20 protein-coding genes and 1 pseudogene are annotated in these 24,744 nt (G+C 71.0%); 12 read left to right on the forward strand and 9 right to left on the reverse strand.

Annotated features, from left to right (window positions below; all coding sequences use genetic code 11):
- Positions 1-164: 164 nt before the first annotated feature.
- Positions 165-1,055: a carbon-nitrogen hydrolase family protein gene (locus tag ACIRHA_RS18170; protein ID WP_403846392.1), complete on the reverse strand. Its 891-nt coding sequence runs from the start codon at positions 1,053-1,055 to the stop codon at positions 165-167.
- Between the two features lie 145 nt (positions 1,056-1,200).
- Between ACIRHA_RS18170 and ACIRHA_RS18175 the strand changes: the two genes are divergently transcribed.
- The 3 genes from ACIRHA_RS18175 to ACIRHA_RS18185 all read left to right on the forward strand — a co-directional run bounded on the left by ACIRHA_RS18175 (position 1,201) and on the right by ACIRHA_RS18185 (position 5,109).
- Positions 1,201-2,112 (forward strand): LysR family transcriptional regulator, encoded by a 912-nt coding sequence (locus ACIRHA_RS18175; RefSeq protein ID WP_403846395.1) that lies wholly within the window; start codon positions 1,201-1,203, stop codon positions 2,110-2,112.
- Between the two features lie 93 nt (positions 2,113-2,205).
- Positions 2,206-3,567 carry a histidinol dehydrogenase gene (gene hisD, locus ACIRHA_RS18180; RefSeq protein ID WP_403846397.1) on the forward strand — a complete coding sequence of 454 codons (1,362 nt, stop codon included), beginning with the start codon at positions 2,206-2,208 and terminating at the stop codon, positions 3,565-3,567.
- A gap of 135 nt (positions 3,568-3,702) precedes the next feature.
- Entirely contained in the window at positions 3,703-5,109 is a 1,407-nt protein-coding gene (locus tag ACIRHA_RS18185) for an amino acid permease (RefSeq protein WP_403846399.1), read from the forward strand.
- 4 nt (positions 5,110-5,113) lie between these two features.
- Here the strand turns inward: ACIRHA_RS18185 and ACIRHA_RS18190 are convergent, their stop codons facing one another.
- Positions 5,114-6,112, reverse strand: coding sequence for a LacI family DNA-binding transcriptional regulator (locus tag ACIRHA_RS18190; protein ID WP_403846401.1), 999 nt, complete (start codon positions 6,110-6,112; stop codon positions 5,114-5,116).
- 234 nt (positions 6,113-6,346) lie between these two features.
- On the opposite strand from ACIRHA_RS18190, the gene ACIRHA_RS18195 reads away from it, so the two are divergent.
- The 7 genes from ACIRHA_RS18195 to ACIRHA_RS18225 all read left to right on the forward strand — a co-directional run bounded on the left by ACIRHA_RS18195 (position 6,347) and on the right by ACIRHA_RS18225 (position 13,655).
- Positions 6,347-7,486: a cupin domain-containing protein gene (locus ACIRHA_RS18195; protein ID WP_403846404.1), complete on the forward strand. Its 1,140-nt coding sequence runs from the start codon at positions 6,347-6,349 to the stop codon at positions 7,484-7,486.
- A 5-nt stretch (positions 7,487-7,491) separates the two neighbouring features.
- Positions 7,492-8,187, forward strand: a complete 696-nt coding sequence (locus ACIRHA_RS18200; RefSeq protein WP_403846407.1) for an alpha/beta fold hydrolase — start codon at positions 7,492-7,494, stop codon at positions 8,185-8,187.
- 59 nt (positions 8,188-8,246) lie between these two features.
- Entirely contained in the window at positions 8,247-9,557 is a 1,311-nt protein-coding gene (hisD, locus tag ACIRHA_RS18205) for a histidinol dehydrogenase (RefSeq protein ID WP_403846410.1), read from the forward strand.
- Positions 9,554-10,333, forward strand: coding sequence for an SDR family NAD(P)-dependent oxidoreductase (locus ACIRHA_RS18210; RefSeq protein WP_403846413.1), 780 nt, complete (start codon positions 9,554-9,556; stop codon positions 10,331-10,333). Before hisD (ACIRHA_RS18205) ends, ACIRHA_RS18210 begins: the two co-directional genes overlap by 4 nt.
- Entirely contained in the window at positions 10,330-11,103 is a 774-nt protein-coding gene (locus ACIRHA_RS18215; RefSeq protein WP_403846416.1) for an HpcH/HpaI aldolase/citrate lyase family protein, read from the forward strand. The genes ACIRHA_RS18210 and ACIRHA_RS18215 overlap by 4 nt, the downstream gene beginning before the upstream one ends.
- 99 nt (positions 11,104-11,202) lie before the next feature.
- Positions 11,203-12,570 carry an MFS transporter gene (locus tag ACIRHA_RS18220; RefSeq protein WP_403846418.1) on the forward strand — a complete coding sequence of 456 codons (1,368 nt, stop codon included), beginning with the start codon at positions 11,203-11,205 and terminating at the stop codon, positions 12,568-12,570.
- 86 nt (positions 12,571-12,656) lie between these two features.
- Positions 12,657-13,655, forward strand: coding sequence for an ester cyclase (locus tag ACIRHA_RS18225; protein ID WP_403846420.1), 999 nt, complete (start codon positions 12,657-12,659; stop codon positions 13,653-13,655).
- 135 nt (positions 13,656-13,790) lie between these two features.
- Here ACIRHA_RS18225 and ACIRHA_RS18230 read toward each other — a convergent pair.
- The 3 genes and pseudogenes from ACIRHA_RS18230 to ACIRHA_RS18240 form a co-directional block, all read right to left on the reverse strand.
- Positions 13,791-14,219: pseudogene (locus tag ACIRHA_RS18230) on the reverse strand (pyridoxamine 5'-phosphate oxidase family protein); the annotation flags it as partial.
- A 133-nt stretch (positions 14,220-14,352) separates the two neighbouring features.
- Complete coding sequence (locus ACIRHA_RS18235) at positions 14,353-15,375, reverse strand: zinc-dependent alcohol dehydrogenase family protein (RefSeq protein ID WP_403846422.1); 1,023 nt, start codon at positions 15,373-15,375, stop codon at positions 14,353-14,355.
- 14 nt (positions 15,376-15,389) lie between these two features.
- Positions 15,390-16,643, reverse strand: coding sequence for an MFS transporter (locus tag ACIRHA_RS18240; RefSeq protein ID WP_403846425.1), 1,254 nt, complete (start codon positions 16,641-16,643; stop codon positions 15,390-15,392).
- Between the two features lie 135 nt (positions 16,644-16,778).
- Between ACIRHA_RS18240 and ACIRHA_RS18245 the strand changes: the two genes are divergently transcribed.
- Positions 16,779-17,678: a helix-turn-helix transcriptional regulator gene (locus ACIRHA_RS18245; RefSeq protein ID WP_403846429.1), complete on the forward strand. Its 900-nt coding sequence runs from the start codon at positions 16,779-16,781 to the stop codon at positions 17,676-17,678.
- A gap of 157 nt (positions 17,679-17,835) precedes the next feature.
- Positions 17,836-18,750, forward strand: a complete 915-nt coding sequence (locus tag ACIRHA_RS18250; protein ID WP_403846431.1) for an endonuclease/exonuclease/phosphatase family protein — start codon at positions 17,836-17,838, stop codon at positions 18,748-18,750.
- A gap of 24 nt (positions 18,751-18,774) precedes the next feature.
- Here ACIRHA_RS18250 and ACIRHA_RS18255 read toward each other — a convergent pair whose 3' ends face one another.
- From ACIRHA_RS18255 to ACIRHA_RS18270, 4 genes are all read right to left on the reverse strand, one after another.
- On the reverse strand, positions 18,775-19,980 hold the full coding sequence (locus tag ACIRHA_RS18255) for an alkyl sulfatase dimerization domain-containing protein (RefSeq protein WP_403846434.1): 1,206 nt from the start codon (positions 19,978-19,980) through the stop codon (positions 18,775-18,777).
- Between the two features lie 44 nt (positions 19,981-20,024).
- Complete coding sequence (locus ACIRHA_RS18260; RefSeq protein ID WP_403846436.1) at positions 20,025-21,269, reverse strand: MFS transporter; 1,245 nt, start codon at positions 21,267-21,269, stop codon at positions 20,025-20,027.
- Between the two features lie 150 nt (positions 21,270-21,419).
- Entirely contained in the window at positions 21,420-22,742 is a 1,323-nt protein-coding gene (locus ACIRHA_RS18265) for an alkyl sulfatase dimerization domain-containing protein (protein ID WP_403846438.1), read from the reverse strand.
- Entirely contained in the window at positions 22,739-24,685 is a 1,947-nt protein-coding gene (locus tag ACIRHA_RS18270) for an acetate--CoA ligase family protein (protein ID WP_403846440.1), read from the reverse strand. Before ACIRHA_RS18270 ends, ACIRHA_RS18265 begins: the two co-directional genes overlap by 4 nt.
- Positions 24,686-24,744: the final 59 nt, after the last annotated feature.

Here is a 24,744-nt window from a genome sequence, read left to right on the forward strand (position 1 = left end):
AGCCAGGCCATCGGAGTCGGGTCAAGGGCGTGGGTCGCCCGGGGCCGGACTGCAATATCCCTTTCATAAAGGGGCCATACGCGTGTTGCGTCGCACCGATCGCCTGGACGGGTGAAGCCCGCGCCGCTCCGGCAACCGTGCCCACAGGCGGCGCCGTCGCCGCCCTACCGCTCGTCGGCCGGTAGCGCCTCACTCCACCGCTCGGGGTCGATCCGGCCCCCGTACAAGGGGAGTTCGAGGGGCGCCTGGCCGGCCGTGAACGGGTTCCACACCCGGGTCAGCCCCGCCGTGCCGTGGGTGCGCACCCGGCGGGCCTCGCCCAGGTCGAGGACGTCCGTGACGATCTGGTCCGTGGCGGACTCGGCCTCGGCGCGCACCCGACCCTCGGGGTCGACGACAAGGCTGCGGCCGATCCCGTCCGGCTGCGCGGCGTTGACGCTGGCCATGGCGACCTGGTTCACGATGGCGTTGGCCCGGGCGAGGACGAGTTCCTGAGTGCGGTCGACGGTCGGTGTGCGCACGAGGTTGAGGACCAGGTCGGCGCCCTGCCAGGCCAGGTGGCGGGTGACCTCCGGGAACCAGGCGTCGTAGCAGATGGACAGGCCCACGCGCCCGTACCCGGGCATGTCGAAGACGACGAACTCCGTGCCGGACGCCGTGGTCTCGTAGGGGCGCCAGGGGAAGATCTTCCGGTACGCGGCGACGCGCCGGCCCTCGGGCGAGTACACGGGCGCCGTGTTGTAGATCAGGCCGTCGCCGCCGCGCTCGTAGACACTGCCGGGCACGAGCCACACGCCCGTCTCGCGCGCGAGGTCCGCCAGGCGCTTTCCGCGCGGGCCGTCGAGCGGCTCGGCGGCCTCCGTCATGACCGTCTCGGGGTCCTCGTCCGGGTGGTGTCCGCACAGGTGCAGCTCCGGGTAGGCCAGCAGCCGGGCGCCGGGGTGGGCGCGGGTGACACGGCGTACGTCCGCCGCGAACGCGTCCAGGCCGTCGCCCGCGGCGTGCTGGTACGCGGCCGACTGGACGAGGCAGGTCGACAGGGGACGGCTGGTCATCGGCGGGAGGAGCCTTCCGGGTGCAAAGGGTGTGCGGGACACAGGGGGCGTGTGGTGTGCGGGGCCCGCACGAGCCAATCAGCCCGCACCTCATCGGACAACCCCCCTGTTTCCTGCGACAGACACAGGACTAGCCTGTGGCCGCATGACCCTCAACCAGCTGAGGGCCTTCGTCGAAGCGGAGCGGCTCGGGTCGTTCACCGCGGCGGCGCGGGCCATGGACATCGCCCAGGCATCCGCATCCGAACTGGTGCGTCGGCTTGAGGCGGAACTGGACGCCGAGCTGTTCGTGCGCGGCAGCCGCACCCTCGCGCTCACCTCGGCGGGACAGGAGCTGCTGCCGTACGCCCAGCAGTCCGTGGAGGCCGCCGACAGCGGCACACGGGCCGTGCACTCCCTCGGTTCGCTCGGCGGCGGCACCGCCACCTTCGGAGTCCTGCGCAACGCGGACTACTACCTGCTGTCCAACCTGGTGCAGCTGTTCCACGCCCGCTATCCGTCGGTGCGGGTACGGCTCGTGGGACAGAACTCCGCCGAAACCGCGGCCGCCGTGGCAGCCGGACGCATCGAGGCGGGGTTGGTGGTGCTCCCCATCGACGACGAAGAGCTCCAGGTGACACCACTGCTGCGCGACGAGGTGTACTACGTCAGCGCAAGCGAGGAGCACACCCGTACGCCGGTGACCATCGAGGACTTCGCGGCCGCGCCCCTCGTCCTGTACGACGCCCACTACGGCTGGCAGGACCCGACGCGGCGGCAGCTCGCCGAACGCGCCCAGTTCGCCGGCGTCCGCGTCGACCCGCTGATCGAGCTCGAACACGTGGAAGCCGCCCTGAAGTTGGTGACCACCGGGGTCGGAGACACCATCGCCAGCCGCGCCGTGGTCGACAGTCCGGCGTTCCCCGCGGGGCTGCACACGGCCTCCTTCGCCGACCCCCTCTACGACACCATCGCGCTGGTGCGACGCCGTGGACACCCGCTGTCCCGCGCCACCCGCGAACTGGCTCGTATCGCCGAGGACACCCTGCGCGAGATCCGCGTCGCACGCGGCCTGTGAGGGGGCCCGGCGACACACCACAGGTAAACCCTGTGGATGAGACAGGACTCGCCCCTCTAGTCCTGTGGCAGCGGTCCGTCTAGCGTCCTCGCCATGCAGATCACGCACGACGAAGCCCAGGCCCTCCCTCCCCTCCAGTGGCTCAAGAAGCCGTCCGTCGACGGACCGCCCGCCCAGCGCGACCCGAAGGTGGTCGAGCGCGTCTCCGAGATGCTCAAGGAAATCGAGCACAAGGGCATGGACGCGGTGCGCGCCTACGCCCAGGACCTGGACGGCTGGTCCGGCGAACTGGAGGTCCCGGCCAACGAGTTGAAGAAGTCCGGGGACGCCCTTCCCCCGGACGTCCGCACCGCCCTGGAGATGGGCTACGAGCGCACCCACACCTTCGCCGCCGCCCAGCGCGAGCACCTCACGGACTTCGAGATCGAGGTCGCCCCCGGCGTGAAGGGCGGCCAGCGGTACGTGCCGGTCTCCCGCGTCGGTGCCTACCTCCCGGCCGGCCGGTTCCCGCTGCTCGCCAGCGCGTTCATGACGGTCAACGTCGCCAAGACGGCCGGTGTGCCCACGGTCGTGGCCTGCACCCCGCCGTCGGGCGAGCACGGCGCCCACCCCGCGGTGCTGTACGGCGCCTACCTCTCGCGCGCCGACCGGGTGTTCGCCCTCGGCGGTGTGCAGGCGCTCGGCGCGATGGCCTTCGGTCTGCTGGGCGAGGCGCCGGTGGACATGCTGGTCGGCGCGGGCAACGCGTTCGTCACCGAGGCCAAGCGGCAGCTGTTCGGCCAGGTCGGCATCGACCTGCTCGCCGGACCCTCCGAGGTCGCGGTCATCGCCGATGACAGCGCCGACCCGGTGTGGGTGGCGGCGGACCTGCTGGGCCAGGCCGAGCACGGCCCCAACTCCCCCGCCGCGCTGATCACCACGTCGGAGAAGACGGGACAGGCCGTCGTCGCGGAGATGGAGCGCCAGCTCGCCACCCTCGCCACGCGTGACATCGCGGGACCGGCGTGGCGTGACTTCGGCTCCGTGATCGTGGTCGAGGACCGGGACGCCGCCGTCGCCGTGGCCGATGTCATCGCCCCCGAGCACCTCGAAGTGCACACCGAGGACGACGACTTCTACCTGCGGAACCTCTCCAACTACGGCTCGCTGTTCATCGGGCCGTGGTCCACCGTCGCGTACTCCGACAAGGGCATCGCGGGCACCAACCACGTGCTGCCGACGGGCAAGACCGCGCGGTACAACGCCGGCCTGTCGGTCTCCCGGTTCCTGAAGCCGCTGACGTACCAGAGGGCCTCGAAGGAAGGCACCGCGGCGCTCGCCCCGGCCGTCGAGCGGATCTCCGCCTTCGAGGGCCTGGCGGCGCACGGCGCGACCGCGACGCTGCGCATCGATGAGATCGGCCGCACCTCGGGCGCGTTCGACGACGTGCCGGCCGCTCTGCGCGAGCAGCTCTGACCGCTCCTCCCACCGCCGGGCCGGGGACGACGTCGACGACGGCGGCGGCCGCCCCCGGCCCACCTCTCCCGGGACCCTGCGTGCCAGTCAGGCGCGGCGTGGCTCCCACCTCGTCCGCGAGCCAAGGATCCTCACATGCAACACGCTCCTCCTGAGCCGTCCCCCGCAGCGGGCGCGACACTCACCCAGGGCCTGAAGGGCCGCCAGATCACGATGATCTCCATCGGCGGGGTGATCGGCGCCGGTCTCTTCGTCGGCTCGTCGGCCGCCGTGGCCACCGCGGGGCCGGCCGTGATCGTGTCGTTCCTGCTGGCGGCCGCCCTGGTGGTGCTCGTGATGCAGATGCTCGGCGAGATGGCCGTCGCCAACCCCGACACGGGCTCCTTCTCCACGTACGCGGACCGGGCGCTCGGCCGCTGGGCCGGGTTCTCCATCGGGTACCTGTACTGGTGGTTCTACATCCTGGTCATCCCCATCGAGGCCATCGCCGCCGGGGAGGTCATCGCGGGGCTCACCTCGATCCCGAGCTGGATACCGGCGCTCGCGGTGATCCTCCTGCTGACCGGCAGCAATCTGCTGGCGGTGCGCAACTACGGCGAGTTCGAGTACTGGTTCTCGCTGATCAAGGTCGTCGCGATCGTGGCGTTCCTGGTCCTCGGGGCACTCGCGATACTCGGTGTGCTGCCCGGCTCCGACACCCATGGTGTCTCGAACCTGTGGAGCCACGGCGGCTTCGCCCCGCAAGGTGTCACGGCGATCCTGGCAGGCCTGCTCACCGCGATGTTCAGCTTCCAGGGCAGCGAGATCGTCACCATCGCGGCCGCCGAGTCCGAGGAGCCGCGCAAGAACATCAAGAAGGCGATCCGCGCGGTGGTGTGGCGCCTCGGCCTCTTCTACATCGGTTCGATCCTCGTCGTGGTCTGTCTCGTGCCGTGGAACGCCGACGATCTGGGGGCCGGGTCCTACCAAGCGGTCCTGGACCGGATGAACATCCCCGGTGCCGCCCGGATCATGGACGTGGTGCTTGTGGTCGCCGTGTGCAGCTGCCTCAACTCCGCCGTCTACACGGCCTCACGGATGCTGTTCTCGCTTGCGGGACGCGGTGACGCCCCGGCCGCCTTCGCCCGGACCTCGCCGCAGGGTGTGCCCCGCAACGCGGTCCTCGCGTCGACGGTCGTCGGTATCGCCGCGGTGATCGCCAACTATCTGCTGCCGGACGTGTTCTCGTACCTCATCGCCTCCAGCGGGGCGATCGCGCTGATGATGTACATGGTCATCGCGCTGACGCAGTACGCCGTGCGCCGCAAGGGCCAGCGGCCGACCGACGTCCGCATGTGGGGCTTCCCCTATTTGACGCTCGCCACCATCGCGTTCATCGCCGGGGTGCTGGTCCTGATGACCGTACTGCCTGGCCACCGGCTGGAGTTGTGGCTCTCGCTCGGCCTCGCGGCCGTCCTGGCCACCGTGGGTGTGGTGCGTCAGAGACGAGGCACGGCGCTTGCGGCCACCACCGAATCCGTCCGCACGCCCTCCGGGCCATAAGGGTTCAGCGGGCCTTGGCGTGGGTGGCTCTGGGAACGAACTCGGTCGGCAGGACGAGGCGTTCGCCGTCGGCGTCGACCTCCCCGGCGATCCGACGGGCCAGCAACCTGGCCGCCTGGCAGGCGAGTTCACCCAGATCGTGTCGGACGGTGGACAGCCGGAAGACCTCCCAGGCCGCCATGGGCAGATCGTCGAAGCCGATGACGGTGAGGTCGTCGGGCACCTTGACGCCCGCCGCGAGCGCGGCGTTGAGCACGCCGATGGCGACCACGTCGTTGCCGCAGAACACGGCGGTGGGCGGCTCGGCCGCCTCGAGGAGGGCGGGCAGCGCCGCGTACCCGGTCTCGTACTCGAACGCGCCGCGCACCACGCGGTCGTCCGGCAGTCCGATGCCGGCGTCGGCGAGGGCGAGACGGAAGCCCAGTTCGCGGTCGCGGCCGGTCGTGGTGTTGGACGCGCCGAAGATGCCCGCGATGCGGCGGTGGCCGAGCTCGGCCAGCTCCCGCGCGACGAGGCGTCCGCCGCCCTCGTTGTCGACGACGGAGGCGAAGTCGCCGGGCCTGCCGGTGTCCCGGTTGAGGAACACGTAGGGCATGCCGCGCCGCTCCAGCAGGGCGGGCAGCCGCGAGTCGGTGGTGGCGGTCGCGAGGACGACACCGTCGAGCGACTGGTCGAGGAGCTTCTCCTCGGCGACCGCCTCGTCGGAGCGCTCGGTGAGCAGCATCATCCGGAAGCCGAGCCGCTGCAGTTCGTCGTGGAGAGGCGCGACGACGTGCGGATAGAACGGGTTGGTCATGTCGGTCACGATGACGCCGACCCGGTGGGTGGACCGGGTCGACAGCGTGCGGCCCGCTTCGCTAGGTACGTAGTTGAGCGCCTGGGCGGCCCGTTTGATCTTCTCGCGGGTGGCCTGGGAGACACGGGGGTCATCACGCAGGGCGCGGGACACCGTGGGCTGCGAGACACCCGCGAGCTTCGCCACGTCGTGACTCGTGATCGCCATGACTCTCTCTCCTCGTCGACACCTTGCACCGCCACCGCCCGGAACCGGAACCCATGGCCCGGACAGTATACGTACGACCTCCGTATACGTATGTCCAATCCGGACCCCCTGACCGCGACACACCCAGCGAGGTCGCAGGGAATTGGCTTCAACCCCCTTGACAGAACACACCTCGGGAGCCTGTCATGGCAATGCATACGTATTCCATTGATGCCTGTCCACCAGGGAGCCCCCATGCCCGATGTCGTCGTGTCCACATCCGACCTCGAACTCCGCACGGTGCGCCGCAGCGACTTCGTCTCCTGCAACCAGGCCTTCATCGACTGCCGTACGCCCGGCTCGGACCGGAAGGAGAACTACGCGATGATCGGGCCGGGCGTCTCGCAGTCCTCCGGCCAGCACGTCAACCTGCGGCTTCCGCACGGCTACAACATCGGCGCCGCCGCCATGCCGCACGGCATCACCAACAACCTGCACCTGCACTACACCGCCGAGGTGTTCATCTGCACCGCCGGCGAGTACCTGCTGCGCTGGGGCGCCGACGGCGAGCAGGGTGAACTCCCCCTGAAGGCAGGGGACATCGCCTCCATTCCCACCTGGATCTTCCGTGGCTTCACCAACACCGGGCCGGACGACGGCTGGCTGTTCACCGTGCTCGGCATGGACCGCACCGGCGGCATCATCTGGGGCCCCTCGGTCCTGCGCGAGGCGGCCGAGCACGGCCTGTACCTCAGCGCCGACAACCAGCTCGTCGACACCGACGCGGGGGACGCCCTCCCTCCGGAGTCCGAGCGGGTCACGCCGATGGCGCAGGAGCACATCGACCGGCTGCGCCACTACAGCGCCGAGGAGATGAAGCGCCGGGTCGCCGCCGCCGACGAGCTCGTATGGTCCGAGCACCCCTTCATCGACAGCAGCCTGCCGGGCGGCGGCGCGCGTCTGAGCTGCGTCATCGGCTACGGCATGACCGAGGACCCGCACCAGGAGCCGCGCGTGTTCAACCCGCACGGCCACAACGTCGCCTGGCTGCGCGCCGAACCCGGCCAGGGTGTCTCGCAGCACCGGCAGCGGGAGACCCAGACACTCATCGTCAAGAACGGTGAGTGGGAGGTCACACTCAACCGCACCGACCAGGTCTCGGTGCGCCTCGGCCCGCGCGACATGCTGTCGGTGCCGCAGGACGCCTGGCGCACGGTGCGCAACGTCGGCGAGGAGGAGGGCGACCTCCTGGTGGTCAACTCCGGGGACGGCCGCGTCCGTCTGGAGTGGGACGAGGAGGTCCTCAAGGCCGCCGCCGACGCGGGCCTGGGCCTGGACCACAACGGATACGTCGCCCCGTACGCGCTGCTCCCCCGCTCCGCGCGGCGCTGGTGACCGGCGTGCCACTGTCCCTGGTCGTCGTCCCCGGCATGCTCTGCGACGCGAGCCTGTGGTCGGACGTCACCTTCCCCGAGGGCCACACCGTCCACCACGTCGCGCTGCGGCGGCCGGACATCGGGGCGCTCGCGGACGATGTGCTGTCCACCGTGGACGGGCCGTTCGTGCTCGTCGGGCTCAGCCTGGGCGCCATCGTCGGGTTCGAGGCGCTGCGGCGGGCGCCTGAGCGGGTGGCCGGACTGTGCGTGATGGCGACGAACGCCGCCGCCCCTCGACCCGAACAGCACGCGGCCTGGCGGGAGTTGGACGCGCTCGTCGCGGCCGGCCGGTTCGCTGAGGTGGTCGAGCGCACGCTGCCGGACATGTTCCCCGATCGCCGCTGGTCCGCGACGGACGCCGAGCGCTACCGCCGCATGGCGCGGGCGGTGGGACCCTCCGAAGCCCGCGCCCAGCTCGCCGCCCAGCCCACCCGCGAGGACGCGTTCGCGGCGCTGCGCTCGGCGCGCTGCCCCTCCGTCGTCCTCGCGGGCGGCCGGGACACGCTCTGCCCGCCCGCCTTCCACCACGCCATCGCCGGGGCCCTGCCGCACTCCCGGCTGCGCGAACTGCCCGACGCCGGACACCTCGTGCCGTGGCAGCGGCCGGACGCCGTGGGCGCGGCGCTCCAGGACCTGGTCGCCGCGGTCACCGCCGCCTGACATCCCATCTCCGTACCCACCATCTCCATACCCAACAAAGCGAGTCGAAGAGAGCCGTCATGCCCCGACACCTCAAGTCCCCCGTCCCCGCAGCCCAGGTGACCGCCGCCCGCGCGGACGTCGCCGACCGGGTGCGCGCCATCCTCGACGACATCCGTGAGCGCGGCGACGAGGCGGTGCGCCAGTACTCCGAGAAGTTCGACAACTGGAGCCCGGAGTCGTTCCGGCTGTCGTCCGAGGAGATCGAGCGCATCGTCGCGGGTGTCCCGCAGCAGGTCCTGGACGACATCCGGTTCGTGCAGGAGCAGGTGCGCACGTTCGCCCAGGCGCAGCGGGACTCGATGCTCGACGTCGAGATCGAGACGCTGCCCGGCGTCCGGCTCGGCCACCGGCACGTCCCCGTCTCCAGCGCCGGCGCGTATGTGCCGGGTGGCCGCTACCCGCTGACCGCCTCGGCCCATATGACGATCGTGACCGCCAAGGTCGCGGGTGTGCCCCGGGTCGTCGCCTGCACGCCGCCCATCCGGGGCGAGATCCCGGCCGCGACGGTCGCCGCGATGCACCTGGCGGGCGCCGACGAGATCTACCTGCTGGGCGGCGTCCAGGCCGTCGCGGCGATGGCCGTGGGGACCGAGACGATCGGCAGTGTGCCGATGCTCGCGGGGCCCGGCAACGCGTACGTGGCCGAGGCCAAGCGTCAGCTGTTCGGCGAGGTCGGCATCGACCTGTTCGCCGGGCCCACGGAGATCCTGGTGATCGCGGACGAGCACGCGGACCCCTTCGTGGTCGCCGTCGACCTGCTGTCCCAGGCCGAGCACGGGCCTGACTCCCCCGCCGTCCTCGTCACCACGTCCGAGGAACTGGGGCGCGAGGTCGAGCGGCACATCGAGCGGCTGCTGCCGGGCATGCCGACGAAGGACTTCGCCGGGCCTGCCTGGCGCGACCACGGGGAGATCGTCGTGGCCGACACCCTCGACGAGGCCTTCGAGATCGCCGACTCGTACGCCAGCGAGCACGTCGAGGTGCTGACCGAGAACCCGCGCCAGGCACTGGACAAGATGCGTGACTACGGCGCACTCTTCCTCGGCGAGGGCACGTGTGTCAGTTACGGCGACAAGGTCATCGGCACCAACCACGTCCTGCCCACTCGCGGCGCCGCCCGCTACACGGGCGGCCTGTGGGTCGGCAAGTACCTCAAGACGGTCACTCACCAGGAAGTCACCGACACCGCCTCGTCGGCGCTGCTCGGTGAGGTGTGCGGGCGCGCCGCCCGCGTCGAGCTCTTCGAGGGGCACGCGCGCTCCGGTGACGTCCGCGCCGCGAAGTACGGCGACAAGACGCTGGAGTGGAACGAGGAGGCCGGCGCATGACGACCGACCGCACCACGACACCCCTCACCGGGCGGACGGCGCTCGTGACCGGGGGTGGCAGCGGTCTGGGCCGCGCCATCACCCGCTCACTGCTGGCCGACGGCGCCCGAGTGGTGATCACGGGGCGCGACGGGGACACCCTCAAGCGCACCGCCGACGAGCTCGGGCCGGGGGTCGTGCCCCAGGTGTGCGACGTGTCCCGTCCCACGGACGTCGACGCGCTCGCCTCGGCCCTCGCGGACGACGAGGTATCCATCCTGGTCAACAACGCGGGCATCGCGGGCCCTGTGGCCTCACTGACCGACATCTCGCCCCAGGACTGGGACGAGGTCTTCGACATCAACGTCCGCGGTGTGTTCCTGATGTGCCGGGCGTTCCTCCCCGCGATGACCCGTCGTGGCTCCGGTGATGTCATCAACGTCGCTTCGGTGTCGGGCAAGCGGCCGCTGCTGCGCCGCACACCGTACTGCGCGTCGAAGATGGCGGTCATCGGTCTGACGACGACGCTGGCGGGCGAGGTCGGTCCGCAAGGTGTCACGGTCAACTCCCTTTCCCCCGGGCCAGTTTCGGGCCCGCGTATGGAGCGCAACTTCCGCCTGGAGGCGGAGCGCACGGGCAGCAGCTACGCGGCGGCCGAGGAGGCCTTCGTGTCACGTGCCGCGCTCGGGCGGATGGTGACCGAGGAGGAGGTCGGCGAGGCGGTGAGCGCGATGCTGCGGATGCGTGGCATGTGCGGCGCCGATATCGACCTGTCGGCGGGGATGGTGGCACGATGACGGTTCCTCGCAGTCGCACCTCGCGCCGCAGCCTCAAACAGCGCCTGGCGGACGGCGATCCGCTGCGCGGCGCGCTGCTGCGGCTGCCCTCGGAGACACTGGTGGAGATGGCGGGCGTCGCCGGTCTGGACTTCGTGGTCATCGACTGCGAGCACGGGCCCGCTGACACGGCACTGCTCCAGCAGCACATCATGGCGGCCGAGGCCCATGGCATCGACGTCCTCGTACGCGTCGGAACCACTGAGCCCACACTGGCGCTGCGCGCCCTCGACCTGGGCGCGGCCGGCCTCATCCACCCGCACGTGGACGGCGCCGACGACGCCCGGCGGGCCGTGGCCGCGAGCCACTATCCGCCGTGGGGCGAGCGGGGCTTCGCCACGTACAGCAGGTCGGGGCGGTTCGGCACGGTCACCGCGGCCGAGCATGTGTCCGCGTCCCGCGAGACGTTGGTCGTGGCGATGGTCGAGACACGGCGGGCGTGCGCCGCGGCCGACGAGATCGCCGGCACCGAGGGTGTGGACGCGGTCCTGGTGGGCCCGGCCGACCTGGCGGCGGACTGCGGCTTCCCGGAGCCGTCCGTCGTGAACGAACTGATCGGGCAGGCCCACAGGGCGACGTACAAGCACGGGCGCACGGTGATGTCGATCGTGCCCACCCTGCCGTCGGCGCAGGCCGCGGAGGAGTCCGGGGCCCGCCTGATCGTCTTCAACATGGCGCACGTCCTGATGGACACCATGAGCGCCCTGGCCCGCCCCGTCCAGACCTCTTGACGCCCCACCCCGGGAACCTTACGGTTCACCACCAACCCCCATTCATACGTATGCACCTCAGCATGCAGACCCCTCATCCGCAGCGCGATCGGAGCAGCCATGTCCTCTGCAGCGCCACCCCGCACAAGCCCCGCGTCCGCCCCCGAGGCGGCGGAGAAGCGAAGCGCGATTCGTCGGGCCATCGGCGCGGGCAGCGTCGGTAACTTCGTCGAGCAGTTCGACTACGGCCTGTACGGCTACATGGCGCCGATCATGGCCTCGGCGTTCTTTCCCGAGAGCGACAAGACCGTGGCGGTGCTCGGCACGTACGCGATCATCGCGATCGCGTGTCTGGTCCGTCCGCTCGGCGGGACCCTGCTCGGCCGCTGGGGCGACCGGGTGGGCCGCAGGAAGACGCTGCTGTGGACCCTCGTGGCCATGGGCGTGTCCACCGCCCTCGTCGCGGTCCTGCCCACGTACCACCAGGTCGGCATCCTGGCGCCGCTCCTGCTCCTGGCGCTCCGTGTGGTCCAGGGGGTCGTCTCCGGCGGCGAGTACGTCGGCGCGGTGGCGTTCATCGTCGAGTGGGCCGAGCCCAACAAGCGGGCGTACTACACCTCGTACGCCTCCAACAGCTGCTTCGTGGGTACGCTGGCCGGCGCCGGTGTCGCCGCGCTGACCAGCTGGGTGTTCGAGGGGCCCGCGCTGGACTCGTGGGGCTGGCGCATCCCGTTCCTGCTGGCGATCCCGCTCAGCCTGGTCGGCCTGTGGATGCGCAGCCGCATCTCCGAGAGCCCGGAGTTCGTGCGGGCCACCGAGGACGGCACCAACGTCGTCAAGTCGCCGGTGATCGAGGCCCTGCGCTCGCAGTGGCGTCCCATCCTGGTCTACTGCGGGATCTCCATCATGTGCGCGATCCTGTCCTACACCTGGGTCACGTTCTATCCGCAGTACCTCACGAACACGCTCGGCCTGCCCCGCTGGATGGGCCTGGCCTCCAACGCCATCTCGATCGCCGTCCTCATCCCGCTGCTGCCGCTGGCCGGCAAGCTCTCGGACCGCATCGGACGCAAGCCGATGCTCATCACAGGCGCCGTGGCCTGCATCGTCCTGGTCCCGCTCGCGTTCTGGGTGGGCGATCGGGGCACCTTCGGCGCAGCCGTCGCCAGCCAACTCATCTACCTCGTACCGGAGTTCTTCCTCACCGGCATCATCACCGTCTGCGCGGCCGAACTCTTCTCCACCCGTACCCGGTTCAGCGCGAGCGCCATCGCGTACAACAGCTCGTTCTCCATCTTCATGGGGATCACCCCGTTCGTCGCGACGCTGCTGGTCGACACCTTCGACACCATCTACGCCGTGTGGGCCTACCTGGCCGTCGGTGCCGTCCTGGCCCTCGTCGTCGTGACCGGTTTCATGACGGAGACGTACCGGAGCCAGCTGGGCGCGGACAAGTTCCCCCGCCAGGACACACCACAGCCCGCCTGAACCCGAGGCCGCACCCTCTTGCCCGACACACCACACATCAGTCACGCTACATACGCATTCACTAGCACTGGAACGGAAGAAGCACCATGGCCCTTGACCCCGTCGCGTACGAGCCCTATAACGACCCGGACGAGTTCATCCGCGAGGTCACCGACCGCATCTGGGTCGAGCGCGACATCGCCCACATCGTCGACAACTACGAGCCCGACTCGATCGTCCACGCCAGTCTCGGTACGGTCGTCGGCCGCGACGGCGTGATCGAGGGCAGCACGATGCGGATGGCCGCCGTGCCGGGTCACATCGGCCAGGCCGAGGACGTGGTGTGGGAGGCCCGCGGGGACGACGCGTTCCTCAGCTCGCACCTGGTCTTCTCCGCGGACGAGCACCTCGTGGACGGCCGCAACGTCCGCGTCCGCAAGCGCACCTTCGCCAACTGCCTCTACCGGCGCGGCCGCATGGTCGAGGAGTGGGTGGTGCGCGACGACCTGGCGGACTGCCTGCAGCTCGGCATCGACCCGGACGAGGCCGCGCGCGACCTTCAGTTCCAGGGCTACACCGGGTCGATGACGGAGGAGCCGCCGAAGGACGTGCTCCTGGAGGGTGTCAGCGGCCCGCGCCCCGACGACTTCCGCCCCGAGTGCGAGATGGTCCTCGAGTTCATCGACCGTGTCTGGTCGCGGCGCGAGCTCAACAAGGTCAACGACTTCATGGCGCGCGACCTCTTCCTGCACACCATCGGCGACCGCACCGTCATCCGCCCGGAGCGCTACCAGGCGGACCTGCTGGACATGGTCGGCCCCTTCCCCGACGCACGCTTCTCCGTGCTGGACGTCCAGACGCACCACGCGGAGCGGTACGCGGGGCTGCGCATCGCCGTGACCTGGACGATGCACGGCACGTACCGCGGCATCCCCGCCTTCGGCCCGATCACCGGCAAGCCGGTCACGATGCTCGGTGTCTCGCAGTTCACGATCCAGGACGGCCGCATCGTGAAGGAGGTCCGCGTGTACGACGAGATCGCGCTGCGCGCGCAGATCAACGCGGGCCGGGAGGACGGCGCGGACGTCGCGGCGAACATCTACTAGGGATCACTACTGGGGCAGCATGGTCGGGCCGGTGCAGTGCTGCACCGGCCCGACCGCATCAGTCGACGCGGAACGAAGCGCCGGTCCAGCCACTCCTGCGGCCTGCCGTCCGCTCCCAGGAGTGCGGTACTCCTCCGCGGCGGAATAGCTGAGGTCCTTGGCCGTGAGCGAGGCGGGCCTCAACTTCAGCCACATCGTGCCCCGTTCGCTGGGATCGTCGTACAGATAGCCCACGAACCGCTCGTCCCACAGCGCCTCGTCCGCTCCCAGATAGCGGACCAGCTTGCGCCGCCCTCGCGATACGTCGAACGGTACGAGCTCGGCCCGCCCCCGGGCGATCACCTGCCGCACCCGCCCCGTCGCGACATCGCATTCGTCCACGACGAGCGCGACGCGCGGATCGTCCTTCACCCGGTCGAACAGCCGCGCCCATGACCCGGTCAGCACCCAGAACGCGCCGTCCTCCCACAGGAACCAGACCGGGCGGACGGTCGGACCATTGGTGGCGATGCGCGCGGTGAGCGGCTGTCGCAGGAACGTGTCCACATCGAAGTCACGAGACATCACACCGCCCACCCTGTGGTGTCACTCGCCTCCTGTCGACCGACCTCCGACCTGCGACTTCCGTCCTAGGACGGGGTACGCGGCCCTCATGCGCGTGTGGTCCGTCCATGGGTGGTCACGGCGTTCATGTCGTTCACAGCGTGAGCAGGACCTTCGTCGCCCGGCGCTCGTCCATCGCCTTGTAGCCCTCGGGGGCCTGCTCCAGCGGCAGCGTGAGGTCGAAGACCCTGCCGGGGTCGATCTCCCGGTCCCAGATCAGCTGGATCAGTTCGGGAAGGAAGCGGCGTACGGGGGCGGGGCCGCCGAGGGTGTGGATCCCGGCGAAGAAGAGCTGGATGCCGGGGATCTGGACGTCGTGATTGACGCCGACGTATCCCAGGTGGCCGCCGCCGCGGGTGGCGCCCACGGCCTGCATGAAGGACTCCTGCGTGCCGACCGCCTCAATGACGGAGTGCGCGCCGAGGCCGTCGGTGAGTTCCTTGATCTTCGCTACGCCCTCGTCGCCCCGCTCCTCCACGATGTCGGTCGCACCGTAGTAACGGGCCAGCTTCTGCCGCTCCGGGTGGCGGGACATCGCGATGATCCGCTCGGCGCCCAGTTGCTTGGCGGCGAGGACGGCCATGAGCCCGACCGCGCCGTCGCCGACGACCGCGACGGTCTTGCCGGGTCCCGCCTCCGCTGCGACGGCCGCGAACCAGCCGGTCCCCAGCACGTCGGAGGCGGCCAGCAGGGCAGGGATCAGTTCCGGATCGGGCCGGCCCGGGGTGGCGACGAGCGTGCCGTCGGCCAGCGGGATCCGGGCCTTCTCGGCCTGCGTGCCGATCCCGCCGTGCACGAATTCGGCGTGCACGCACTTGGACTGGAACCCGGCGCGGCAGATCTCGCAGGTGTTGTCGGAGATGACGAACGAGCCGACGACGAAGTCCCCGGGCCTTACGGTCTCGACCGCGTCACCGACCTCCTCGACCACGCCCACGTACTCGTGCCCCATGAGCGTGTGGTCGACGGGCTCGATCCCGCGGTACGGCCAGAGGTCCGAGCCGCAGATGCAGGTCGCGGTCAGCTTCACGATCGCGTCGGTGGGCTCGAGGATCTTCGGGTCCTCGCGGTCCTCCACTCGGACGTCGCCGGCGTTGTGCATCACTACTCCACGCATGGTGGGTCTCCTCATTACGTGTTCGGTGTGTTCGGTGTGTTCGGTGTGGGGTGTGCCGTGAGGCCCATGGTGATCGCCGGGATCAGGGTCAGCGCGGCGACGACCGTGCCGACGACGGCGGGTCCGGTCGTGCCGAGCGGGCCGTCGAGCGAGAGTCCTGCCGCCCAGGACCCGACGGCCGTGCCGAGGTTGAAGGCCGCGACGGTCAGGCCGGAGGCGAGGGCCGGGGCCCGGTCGGCGTAACGGACGGCGAGGGCGATCAGGACCGGGTTGGCGCCGAGGCCGAAGAAGCCCAGCAGGGCGACCAGCACGACCGTCACGGGGGCCGAGCCGGCCAGCAGGCAGATCGCAAGGAGCAGGAGTGTCGCCCCGACGGGGGCGACGATGGTCACCGCGTGCGGTCGGCGGTCGCCCAGCCGGCCGCCGACGAGCGAGCCGACGAGGGCGCCGAGGCCGAAGCCGACGAGGACCAGCGGTACGTACCCGGAGGCGAGGCCGGACCGGCCGGTCAGCAGGGGCGCGATGTACGAGTACGCGGCCAGGACGCCGCCGGTCGTGGTGGCGCAGGCGGCCAGCACCAGCCAGAGCCGTCCGGAGCGCAGCGCCGACAGCTCGGAGCGGATCGATCCGGCGTGCCGGTCGGGGCCGTCGTGCGGGACCGTGCGGGCGATCAGGACGACGGCCGCGGCGGCGAGCGCCGCGAGGGCCCAGAACGGGCCGCGCCAGCCCATGAGCTGCCCGGCGAACGCGCCCAGCGGCACGCCGACGACATTGGCGAGCATGGCTCCGGCTCCGACGAGGCCCAGGGCGCGGGCGTTCGCGGCCGGTCCGGCGGCGTTCGCGGCGACCACGTTGGCCACGGCCCAGAACGCGCCTGTGGCGATCGCGGTCAGGAACCGGGCCGCCAGCAGCAGCGGGAAGCTGGAGCCGAGGGCGACGATGACGTGGCCGACGGCGAAGACCGCCAGGGCCAGCATCAGGGTCAGCCGCTTGGGCAGCCGCAGCGTGAGCATCGCCATCAGCGGCGCACCCACGATCATCCCGACGGCGAAGACGGTGATCAGAAGCCCCGTCCGCGCCACGCCGACCCGCAGGTCTCCCGCGATCTCGGGCAGCAGCCCGGCGACCACGAATTCGGTGGTTCCCATGAGGAACGTGCCCGTCGCCAGTACGTACACGACGAGCGGGAGGCGGGCGGGCGCCGACGGCCGGACCTTGTCGGCCCGGTCGTCGGCGGGGGCGTGGAGGGTTCCACCTCGCGTACTCATGCATCAACTCCGTGGGGTGCTTCTGTTCGGTGCTGATCCCACGAAACCGGTGTTTCCGCAGGTGGAGAAGGTCGCGTTTATAGGGGGTACCAGCTCGACCTCCCTCAGCGGCGGCCCGTGGCTACCGTGGAACCCATGGACGAGCGAAGCGACCACCGCGGTGAGATCAGGGACTTTCTCGCCGGCCGACGCGCCAGGATCACCCCGGAGCGGGCCGGGCTGCCCACCAGCGCCCGGCGGCGCGTGCCGGGGCTGCGGCGCGAGGAGGTCGCTGTGCTGGCCGGTGTCAGCACCGAGTGGTACACGCGGCTGGAGAAGGGCCACATCGGCGGTGTGTCCGAGGATGTACTCGCCGCGGTGGCGCAGGCGCTGCAGTTGGACGAGGACGAGCGCACCTATCTGTTCGATCTGGCCCGCGCCGCCAAGCCGGCCCGCCGGGCGACGACCCGGCGCAGGGATGTCGCGGTGCCGCCGCGCGTCCAGTGGATGCTCGACTCGATGACCATGTCCTCGGCCTTCGTACGCAACGGCCGCCAGGATGTCATCGCCCACAACGCGCTGGCGCAGGCCCTCCACACACCGATGTACGAGAGCGCCACCACGGACAAGCAGGGGCGCCCCAACCTCGCCCGCTACATCTTCCTCGACCCCGGATCGCAGGACTTCTTCATCGACTGGGACGCCGCCGCCATCGCGACCGCCGCCCTGCTGCGCGCCGAGGCGGGCCGCGAACCCCACGACCGGGCGCTGCGCGAGCTGATCGGTGAACTGTCCACACTCAGCCCCGAGTTCCGCGCCCAGTGGGCCGCCCACGACGTCCGCATCCGCCACGAAGGCCTCAAACGGCTGAACCACCCCGACGTCGGCGAGCTGGAACTCTCCTACCTCTCCCTGGACCTGCCGATGGCGAGCCGCGCGGTGCACGATCTGACGCTCTACTCGGCCGAACCCGGCACCGCCTCCGAGGAGCGCCTCAAGCTTCTCTCCAGCCTGGCGGCCACCCGCCCCCAAGCGGCCGCTCCGCCCCGCGTATAGTTCCCCGCCCCCCGATTCACGCCAACACCCCCTGGGCACTGAGGAGTCAAGGGCCCACAGACGTCACATCCACCGCCGCCGAACGTTCACCTCCCCCTCACCCGAGCTCGCCACCGTGGACCCCTGCCAAGACCTCGACGCACCGGGAGGACCACCCATGACCGAGCACCTCCGCCTCACGCGCCGCCACGGGCTGCGTGCCGTACTCGCCGTGGCCGCGGCGCTTCCCGCCGCGGCAGCGGTCACCACCACCGCCGCCACATCCGCAAGCGCCGCGACGGCGGGCCGCGGAGGGCGTCTGCACGTCATGACGTTCAACCTGCGCTACGCCTCCGACACCTCGCCCCACTCCTGGGCCGACCGCCGCCCCGTGATGCGCGAGCTGCTCCGCCGGGAACTGCCGCACGTCATCGGCACCCAGGAGGGCCTGTACCACCAACTCCAGGACATTCACACCGACTTGGGTGCGCACTACGCCTGGATCGGCACGGGCAGAGCGGGCGGCAGCCGGGACGAGTTCGCCACCGTCTTCTACGACACGCGCCGACTGCGCCCCGTCGAGTTCGACCACTTCTGGCTCTCCGACACCCCCGAACTGATCGGCTCCAAGACCTGGGGCAACTCGGTGATCCGGATGGCCACTTGGGTGCGCTTCGCGGACCTCGCCGACGGCGGTAAGGAGTTCTACGTCCTCAACACCCACTTCGACCACCAGGTCCAACTCTCCCGTGTGAAGTCGGCGGAGCTGATCGCCTCGCGGGTCGCGGCCCTCGACAGCTCCCTGCCGCTGCTGATGACCGGCGACTTCAACGTGGCCGCGCACGGCAACCCGGTCTACGACCAGCTGCTCGCCACGGGCCTCCAGGACACCTGGGACACGGCCGCCGAACGCAGCGAGCTCTACGCGACGTTCCACGGCTACAAGCCGCTCGTCCCGGACGGCGACCGCATCGACTGGATCCTCGCCACGCCGGGCGTGACCGTGCACTCCGCGGCCATCAACACGTACGAGAAGAACGGCCAGTACCCCAGCGACCATCTGCCGGTCCAGGTGAGGCTGACGCTCGGCTGAGTTCGGCTCGGCCGGGCAGGCGGTTCAGTCCGTCACGCGATAGAAGCTGCGGGACACGTAACTGGTGGCCTCCTTCGCCCGCAGGCCGCACAGTTCGTTCTTGAGCTCGCGCGCTGCCGTGAGTTCGGGGGACTCGCCGGGGGCCAGGGCCAGGAGGTCGATGACATGCAGGGCCTCCTGCACCTGGCCCGCGTCCCGCAGCCGGGCCGCGTGGTCGAGCACCGCCTGCTTGTCCGTGATCGCCGCCGCGCGGGCCGCCGCGGCGACGGCCGGGCGCGAGGGGTGCAGGGTCGTCGGGTTCCCGTCCCACCAGCCGGTCTCCGAGCGCACGATGTCCCGGACGATGTACTCGCGGTGGCCGTACGCCTCCCGCATCCACGGCACGTCGAACAGCTCGGCGGGGTAGTCGAGTTCGTGCACGATGTCATCCGCACACTTGCCCTCGTTGAGGCGGTCGACGACCGCGCCGCGCAGCCAGCGCAGGGCTGCCGCGGTCGCGGTGAGCTGTTCGGCGCCGCCTTGACGGATGACGGGGCCGAACTCGGGGATCACGGTGGCGGGTTCGAGCGCGGCAAGCCGGTCGAGGGTGTCGGCCCAGCGGACGGTGTCCCGCATGGTGCGCATCGGTGTGCCGATGTTCGGGATGCCGTTGATGACGGCTGCGCTGCCGTACAGGATTCGTTCCCGCGGCAGCCAGACGGCGGTCACGTCGTCGGTCTCCGACGGGGCCCACAGCAGCCGGACGGTGCGGCCGGTGCTGCCCAGCGTGAGGGACTCGCCGTACGTCTCGTCGGGGAAGGTCAGGGGCGGCACGGCCGGGAAGGCCTTGGCCGGCCGGCGGAACTGGCGGGTGTTGATGTGGTTCTGCAGTCCGGCCGTCTCCAGGTACCGGCGGTATCGGCGTACGACGTTCTCGTGGGCGATGACGGTCGGCCGGGGCTCCCCACGTTCGGCCGCGGCTTCCAGGAAGCCTCGCACTCCGTAGTTGTAGCCGAGGTGGCCGTGGCTGTAGACGATCCAGCGCACCGGTTTGTCCGTGTGCTCGCGCAGCCGGTCCAATGTCTCGGGGACGACGGCCGGGGCGGGTCCCGAGTCGATGACCAGCAGCCCCTGGTCGGTCTCCACGGCGAGGCTGTTGCCCTGCAGGCCGATGGTGTAGACGCCGGGGGCGACTACGTGGACCTCACGGGAGCCGAGCAGGGGGTTGTCGTCGGGCTGGGTGGTGAGCACGGGCAACGCTCCTTCGTGCGTTCGTACGGGCGGGAGTTGGGGCATCACGGGCGGGTGCGGACGAGGCGGCGGACGTCGCGCTCGGGGCGTACGAAGATCACGGCGAGCAGCCCGCCGACCAGCATGAGCACTCCGGCCGCGGTGAACGCCAGGCCGTATCCGGCGGCCGGGTCCGGCGCGGCCTCGATGATGAGGCCGGTCACGTACGGCGCGAGCAGGCCTGCCGTGGTGACGATGCCAACGGTGATCGACAGTACGGAGCCGCGCTGGCGGCTGGGCGTGATCTCGCTGGTGACGGTGACACCGATGGCGAAGAGGACCCCGCCCAGGCTGAACGCAATGGTGAGCAGCGCGAGTTGGAGACCTCCGGCGGGGGCGTGCGGGAACAGCAGCATCGCGATGCCGGCGACGAGGATGGCGACCGCGCCGAGCACCCCGCGGGCCATCCGGCTCGACACTCCGCGCCGCATCAGCCACTGCGTGAGCACACCCTGCGCGAGATTGAACACGGCCGTGGCGATCCAGGGCAGCACCACCAGTGTGCCGGTGGTGGCCGGGCTGTAGCCGAGAACGGTCTCCAGGTAGGGCGGCACCCATGCGATCAACAGCGCCAGCGCCCAGTACGCGGCGAAGGACCCCACGAAGCCGCCCAGCCAGGTGCCGCTGAGCAGGATCCGGCGGTAGGGGACGCGGGACTCGTCGGCTTCGATGTCCGGAGTCCCGCCCGCGTGCTGGGACTCGGCGTCGGAGACACTTCCTTCCTTGCCCAGGACGGCCCACAGCAGCGCCCACACGACGCCGACCGCGAACAGTGACACGAACGCCCATCGCCAGCCGAACGCGGCGATCACCGCGGCGAGCAACGGGGACGCCAGCGCCACTCCGATTCCGGGGCCGACGTTGAGCAGCGCGGTCGGCAGGCTCCGCTTCTCGTTGGGGAACCACTTGTGCACGGCGTGCATGGCGACCGGGTTGGCGGGCCCCTCGGCCGCGCCGAGCACCACGCGGCTGGCGAGCAGCACACCGAATCCGACGGGTGCGAGGACCGGCAGCATGGTCAGCGCCCATACCAGGGCCATCGCCATGAGCAGCCACTTCGTGGGCACGCGGTCGGAGGCGAATCCGACGAGGATCGCCGAGAGGCTGAAGAGGAAGTAGAAGCCGCTGGAGAGCAGCCCGTACTCGCTGGGGCTGAGCCCCAGCTCGTGCATGATCGGTTTCGCCGCGAGGCCGAGGACGGCCTTGTCGAGGAAGTTGATCAGCATGAAGACCAGCAGCAGGAAGGTCACCAGCCAGGCGCGCCGCGGGCTGGCGTCCCGCGCCTCGCGCGTTCGCGGTGGTCCCGCGGATGGTGTGTCGGCTCGTTCGGAAGCGGGTGGTATGTCGGTTCGTTCAGAAGTGGGTCGTACGGAGGGAACGTCCACGCCGGCTCTCCTTCGTCAAAGGGCCCACCGGGTACGGCCCGCGGTCCGGGCGCGCAGCTGGCTGCCGAGGTCGTCGCCCGCGAGGACGGCGCGGGACTCGGCGGCGGCCCAGGCGTAGACGCCCTTGGCCATCGTCGAGGTGGCCGCCTTCTCCAGGGCGGCGAAGACTTCCGCGCGGGCCGCGTGCGCGTCCTTGTCGTCCGGGGCGGCGTCGGCGGCCAGTTGGGCGAAGTGGCCTGCCAGCCGGTGCTCGCCGCGGGCGAGGAGTTCGCGGGCCCGTCCGGCGAGTCGGTCCGCGCCGCCGGTCAGCTGCGCGAGCTCGCGGGACAGCTCGCTGCGGCGGGCGGGCTTGAGGTGGGAGGGGTCGCCGTCGTACCAACCTCCGTACAGCCGCCAGAGGTTGCGGACGACGAACTCGGGCTCGTCGTAGGACGGCTTCAGATAGGGCTTGCGCAGCAGTTCGGCGGGCGCGGTGACGTCGTGGACGACCTCGTCCAGGGTCGCCCCGGCATTCATGGCGGCCAGCGTCTGGTCGTGCAGGGTTTGCAGGAACTCGGCGGTGTCGCTGAGCGCGGTGCGGATGCGCTCGGCGCCGACGATCGGCACACCGTGTCCCGGCAGCAGGACCTCCGCTCCCAGACCGGCCATCCACCGCAGGGCCTGCGCCCACTCCAGGGCGTAGCGCTGGACCTTCTGCGGATTGCCGGGGTTCGGCGACGACCAGATGAAGAAGTCGCCGCAGCACAGGATGGAGCGCTCGGGCAGCCAGGCGATGGTGGCGTCGTCGGTCTCGCCGCGCGCGTGCCGCAGCCGTACGTCCAGGTCTCCTACGCGGAGGTCGGTGCGGTCGGAGTAGGTGACGTCGGGGTCGCGGTAGTCGGTCGGCCAGCGGAAGTCGGGCCGCTGGAACTGGCGTTGGTTGATGACGCCGTTGTAGCCGGCGGTCGCGGCGTAGCGGCGGAAGCGCGGTGGGGTGTTCTCGTGCGCGACGACGAGGGGGCGGGGCGCGCCGCGCTCGGCGGCCTCGGCGTCGAAGGGGGCCACTCCGAAGACGTGGTCGATGTGGCCGTGGGAGTACACGGCGGTGTGCAGCGGCGCATCGGTACGGGCCCGGACCGCGGCGTGCAGATCGGCCGCCGTGCGCTTCTCCCCGGTGTCGAAGCAGAACAGGCCGTCGGAGGTGGGGAAGAGGTAGACGTTGCCGAAGGCCGGCCACATCCACACCCCGTCGGCGACCTCGCGCAGTCCTTCGCGGCGCAGCTCACCGGAGTGGTAGACCTTCGTGCTTGCCTCGCCGCGCCATACGCGGTCGGCGTATTCGAGCAGGTCGTCGGTCACTTGCGGGCTCCTTCTTCCTGGTGGTGTGTGATCAGTGCGTCGACGGCGATCAGCCGGTCGCCGACGACGCACAGCGGGTTGATGTCGACCTCTTCGACGCCGGGGTGCTCGTCCAGCAGCCGGATCAGGGAGCCGACCGCCTGCGCGGTCGCCGCCGCGGGTGCGTCGAGTACGAAGGCGGCCCAGTCGGCGAGGTCGCGGACCTGGCCGTCGGTGGCCGGCAGCAGCAGTCCGCGCCGTGGTGCCGCGGGATCCTCTGCCCGGTCGCCACCGGCGCCGAGCAGCAGGGCGGCGCCGTAGACCGGGTCGTGGGTCGCGCCGAGGGCGAGTTCGGCGGTGTGCACCAGGAGGGGTTGCGCCACCAGGCGACGGTCGGGGTCGGCGGATTCCCTCTCCAGCCGATGCCCCAACTCCGCGACTGTCTCGGCCAGTTGCGCCTCACCCACGCCGACCCGCACCAGACCGCGCCGCGCCCTGTGCGGGACATCGGCGGCGTCGCCCTTGAGGACGTAGGGTCCGCGCCACCCGGCGCGCCGCACCTCGGCGACGAGGCCGTCCGCGCTCCCGGCGGACACGGTCGGGACGTGCGCGATGCCCGCCGCCCCGGTCAGCGGCGCGGACCGCAGCTCGGACCAGGCCCACTGCACCGTGGCGGGCCGTTCGTGCGGTACCGCCCCGGCCGGCCCGCCGTCCGGGACCAGAACGCGCAGCCGCCGCAGGAAGGCGCCGATGCTGCCGACCACCGTCTCCGGCATCCCGAGCCGTTCGAGTTCGCCGGACGGTGCGCACGCCCACACGAACCAGGCCGGTGTCCGCATCGACTTCGCCGCCCGCGCGAGCCGGTGGTACGCCTCCGGGAACAGGTCGCCGAACGTCAAGTACAGGACGACGCCGTCGAGTTCCGGGTCCTCGTCGAGTACGCCCAGGAGGTCCTCGACCCGGTCCATCCAGCGGAACAGGTTGCCGCCGAGGTCGACGGGGTTGGCGTCGGTGGCCTCCACTCCGCCGATCTCGGCCAGTCGGCGCCGGGTCTCCGCCGACAGCGCGGGTACGCGGACGCCCATCGCCGTCAGGTTGTCGGCGAGCATACCGCCCGCGCCACCGGACATGGTGAGGACCGCGAGCCGTGGCGCGGGCGGGAGTCGGATGCCCCGGCGGGCGCACAGCACCGCGTCCACGAGCTGGTCGTCATCGGTGACCAGCCGGATGCCCTCCTGGCGGCACAGCGACGCGAGCAGCAGGTGGTCGCCCGCGACGGCGGCGGTGTGGGAAAGCGCGGCCCGGCGGCCGGCGGCGCTGCGGCCCACGGTCAGCGCGACGACCGTCTTGCCGGACTCCCGGGCGAGCCGCCCCAGTTCCCGCAGGCCCGCCGCGTCGCGGACCCCCTCCAGGTACAGGACCAGCACCTCGACGTCGGGCTGCGCGAGCAGGTGGGCACCGAGTTCGCCGACGGACACGCACGCCTCGTTGCCGACACTGGCGTAGTAGGAGTACCCCAGACCCGCCCGCTCCAGGAGGTCGGCGAGGACGAACCCGACCGCGCCGCTCTGGGTGACGATCGCGACCGGGCCCGGCTCCCCTCGCTCGCGGTCCAGGAACACCGTCGTCGATACCTGCACTCCGGCCGGGCGGCTCACCAGACCGAGGCAGTTGGGGCCGAGCACCGGCATGTCACCGGCCGCGGCGCGCAGTTCGTCCTGGAGCGCGTCGTCTCCCTCCTCGGCGAAGCCGGAGGCGTAGACGATCGCCGCTCCGGCACCCACCGCGCGGGCTTCGCGCAGCAGCCCGGGCACGGTCGCCGCCGGGGTCGCCAGCACGACCAGGTCAGGGCCGTGTCCGAGCTCCGCGAGCGACCCCACGACGCGCACGCCCGGCAGGGTCAACTCGCCCCTGGTGACGGCGTGGACCTCACCCTCGTATCCGCCGGACAGCAAGCGCTGCACGGTGATGCGTCCCCATGACAGCTCCTGGGACGCCGATACGCCCACCACGGCAATGGACT

Origin of the sequence: Streptomyces sp. NPDC102360, from assembly GCF_044766085.1 — a bacterium.
GTDB lineage: Bacteria > Actinomycetota > Actinomycetes > Streptomycetales > Streptomycetaceae > Streptomyces.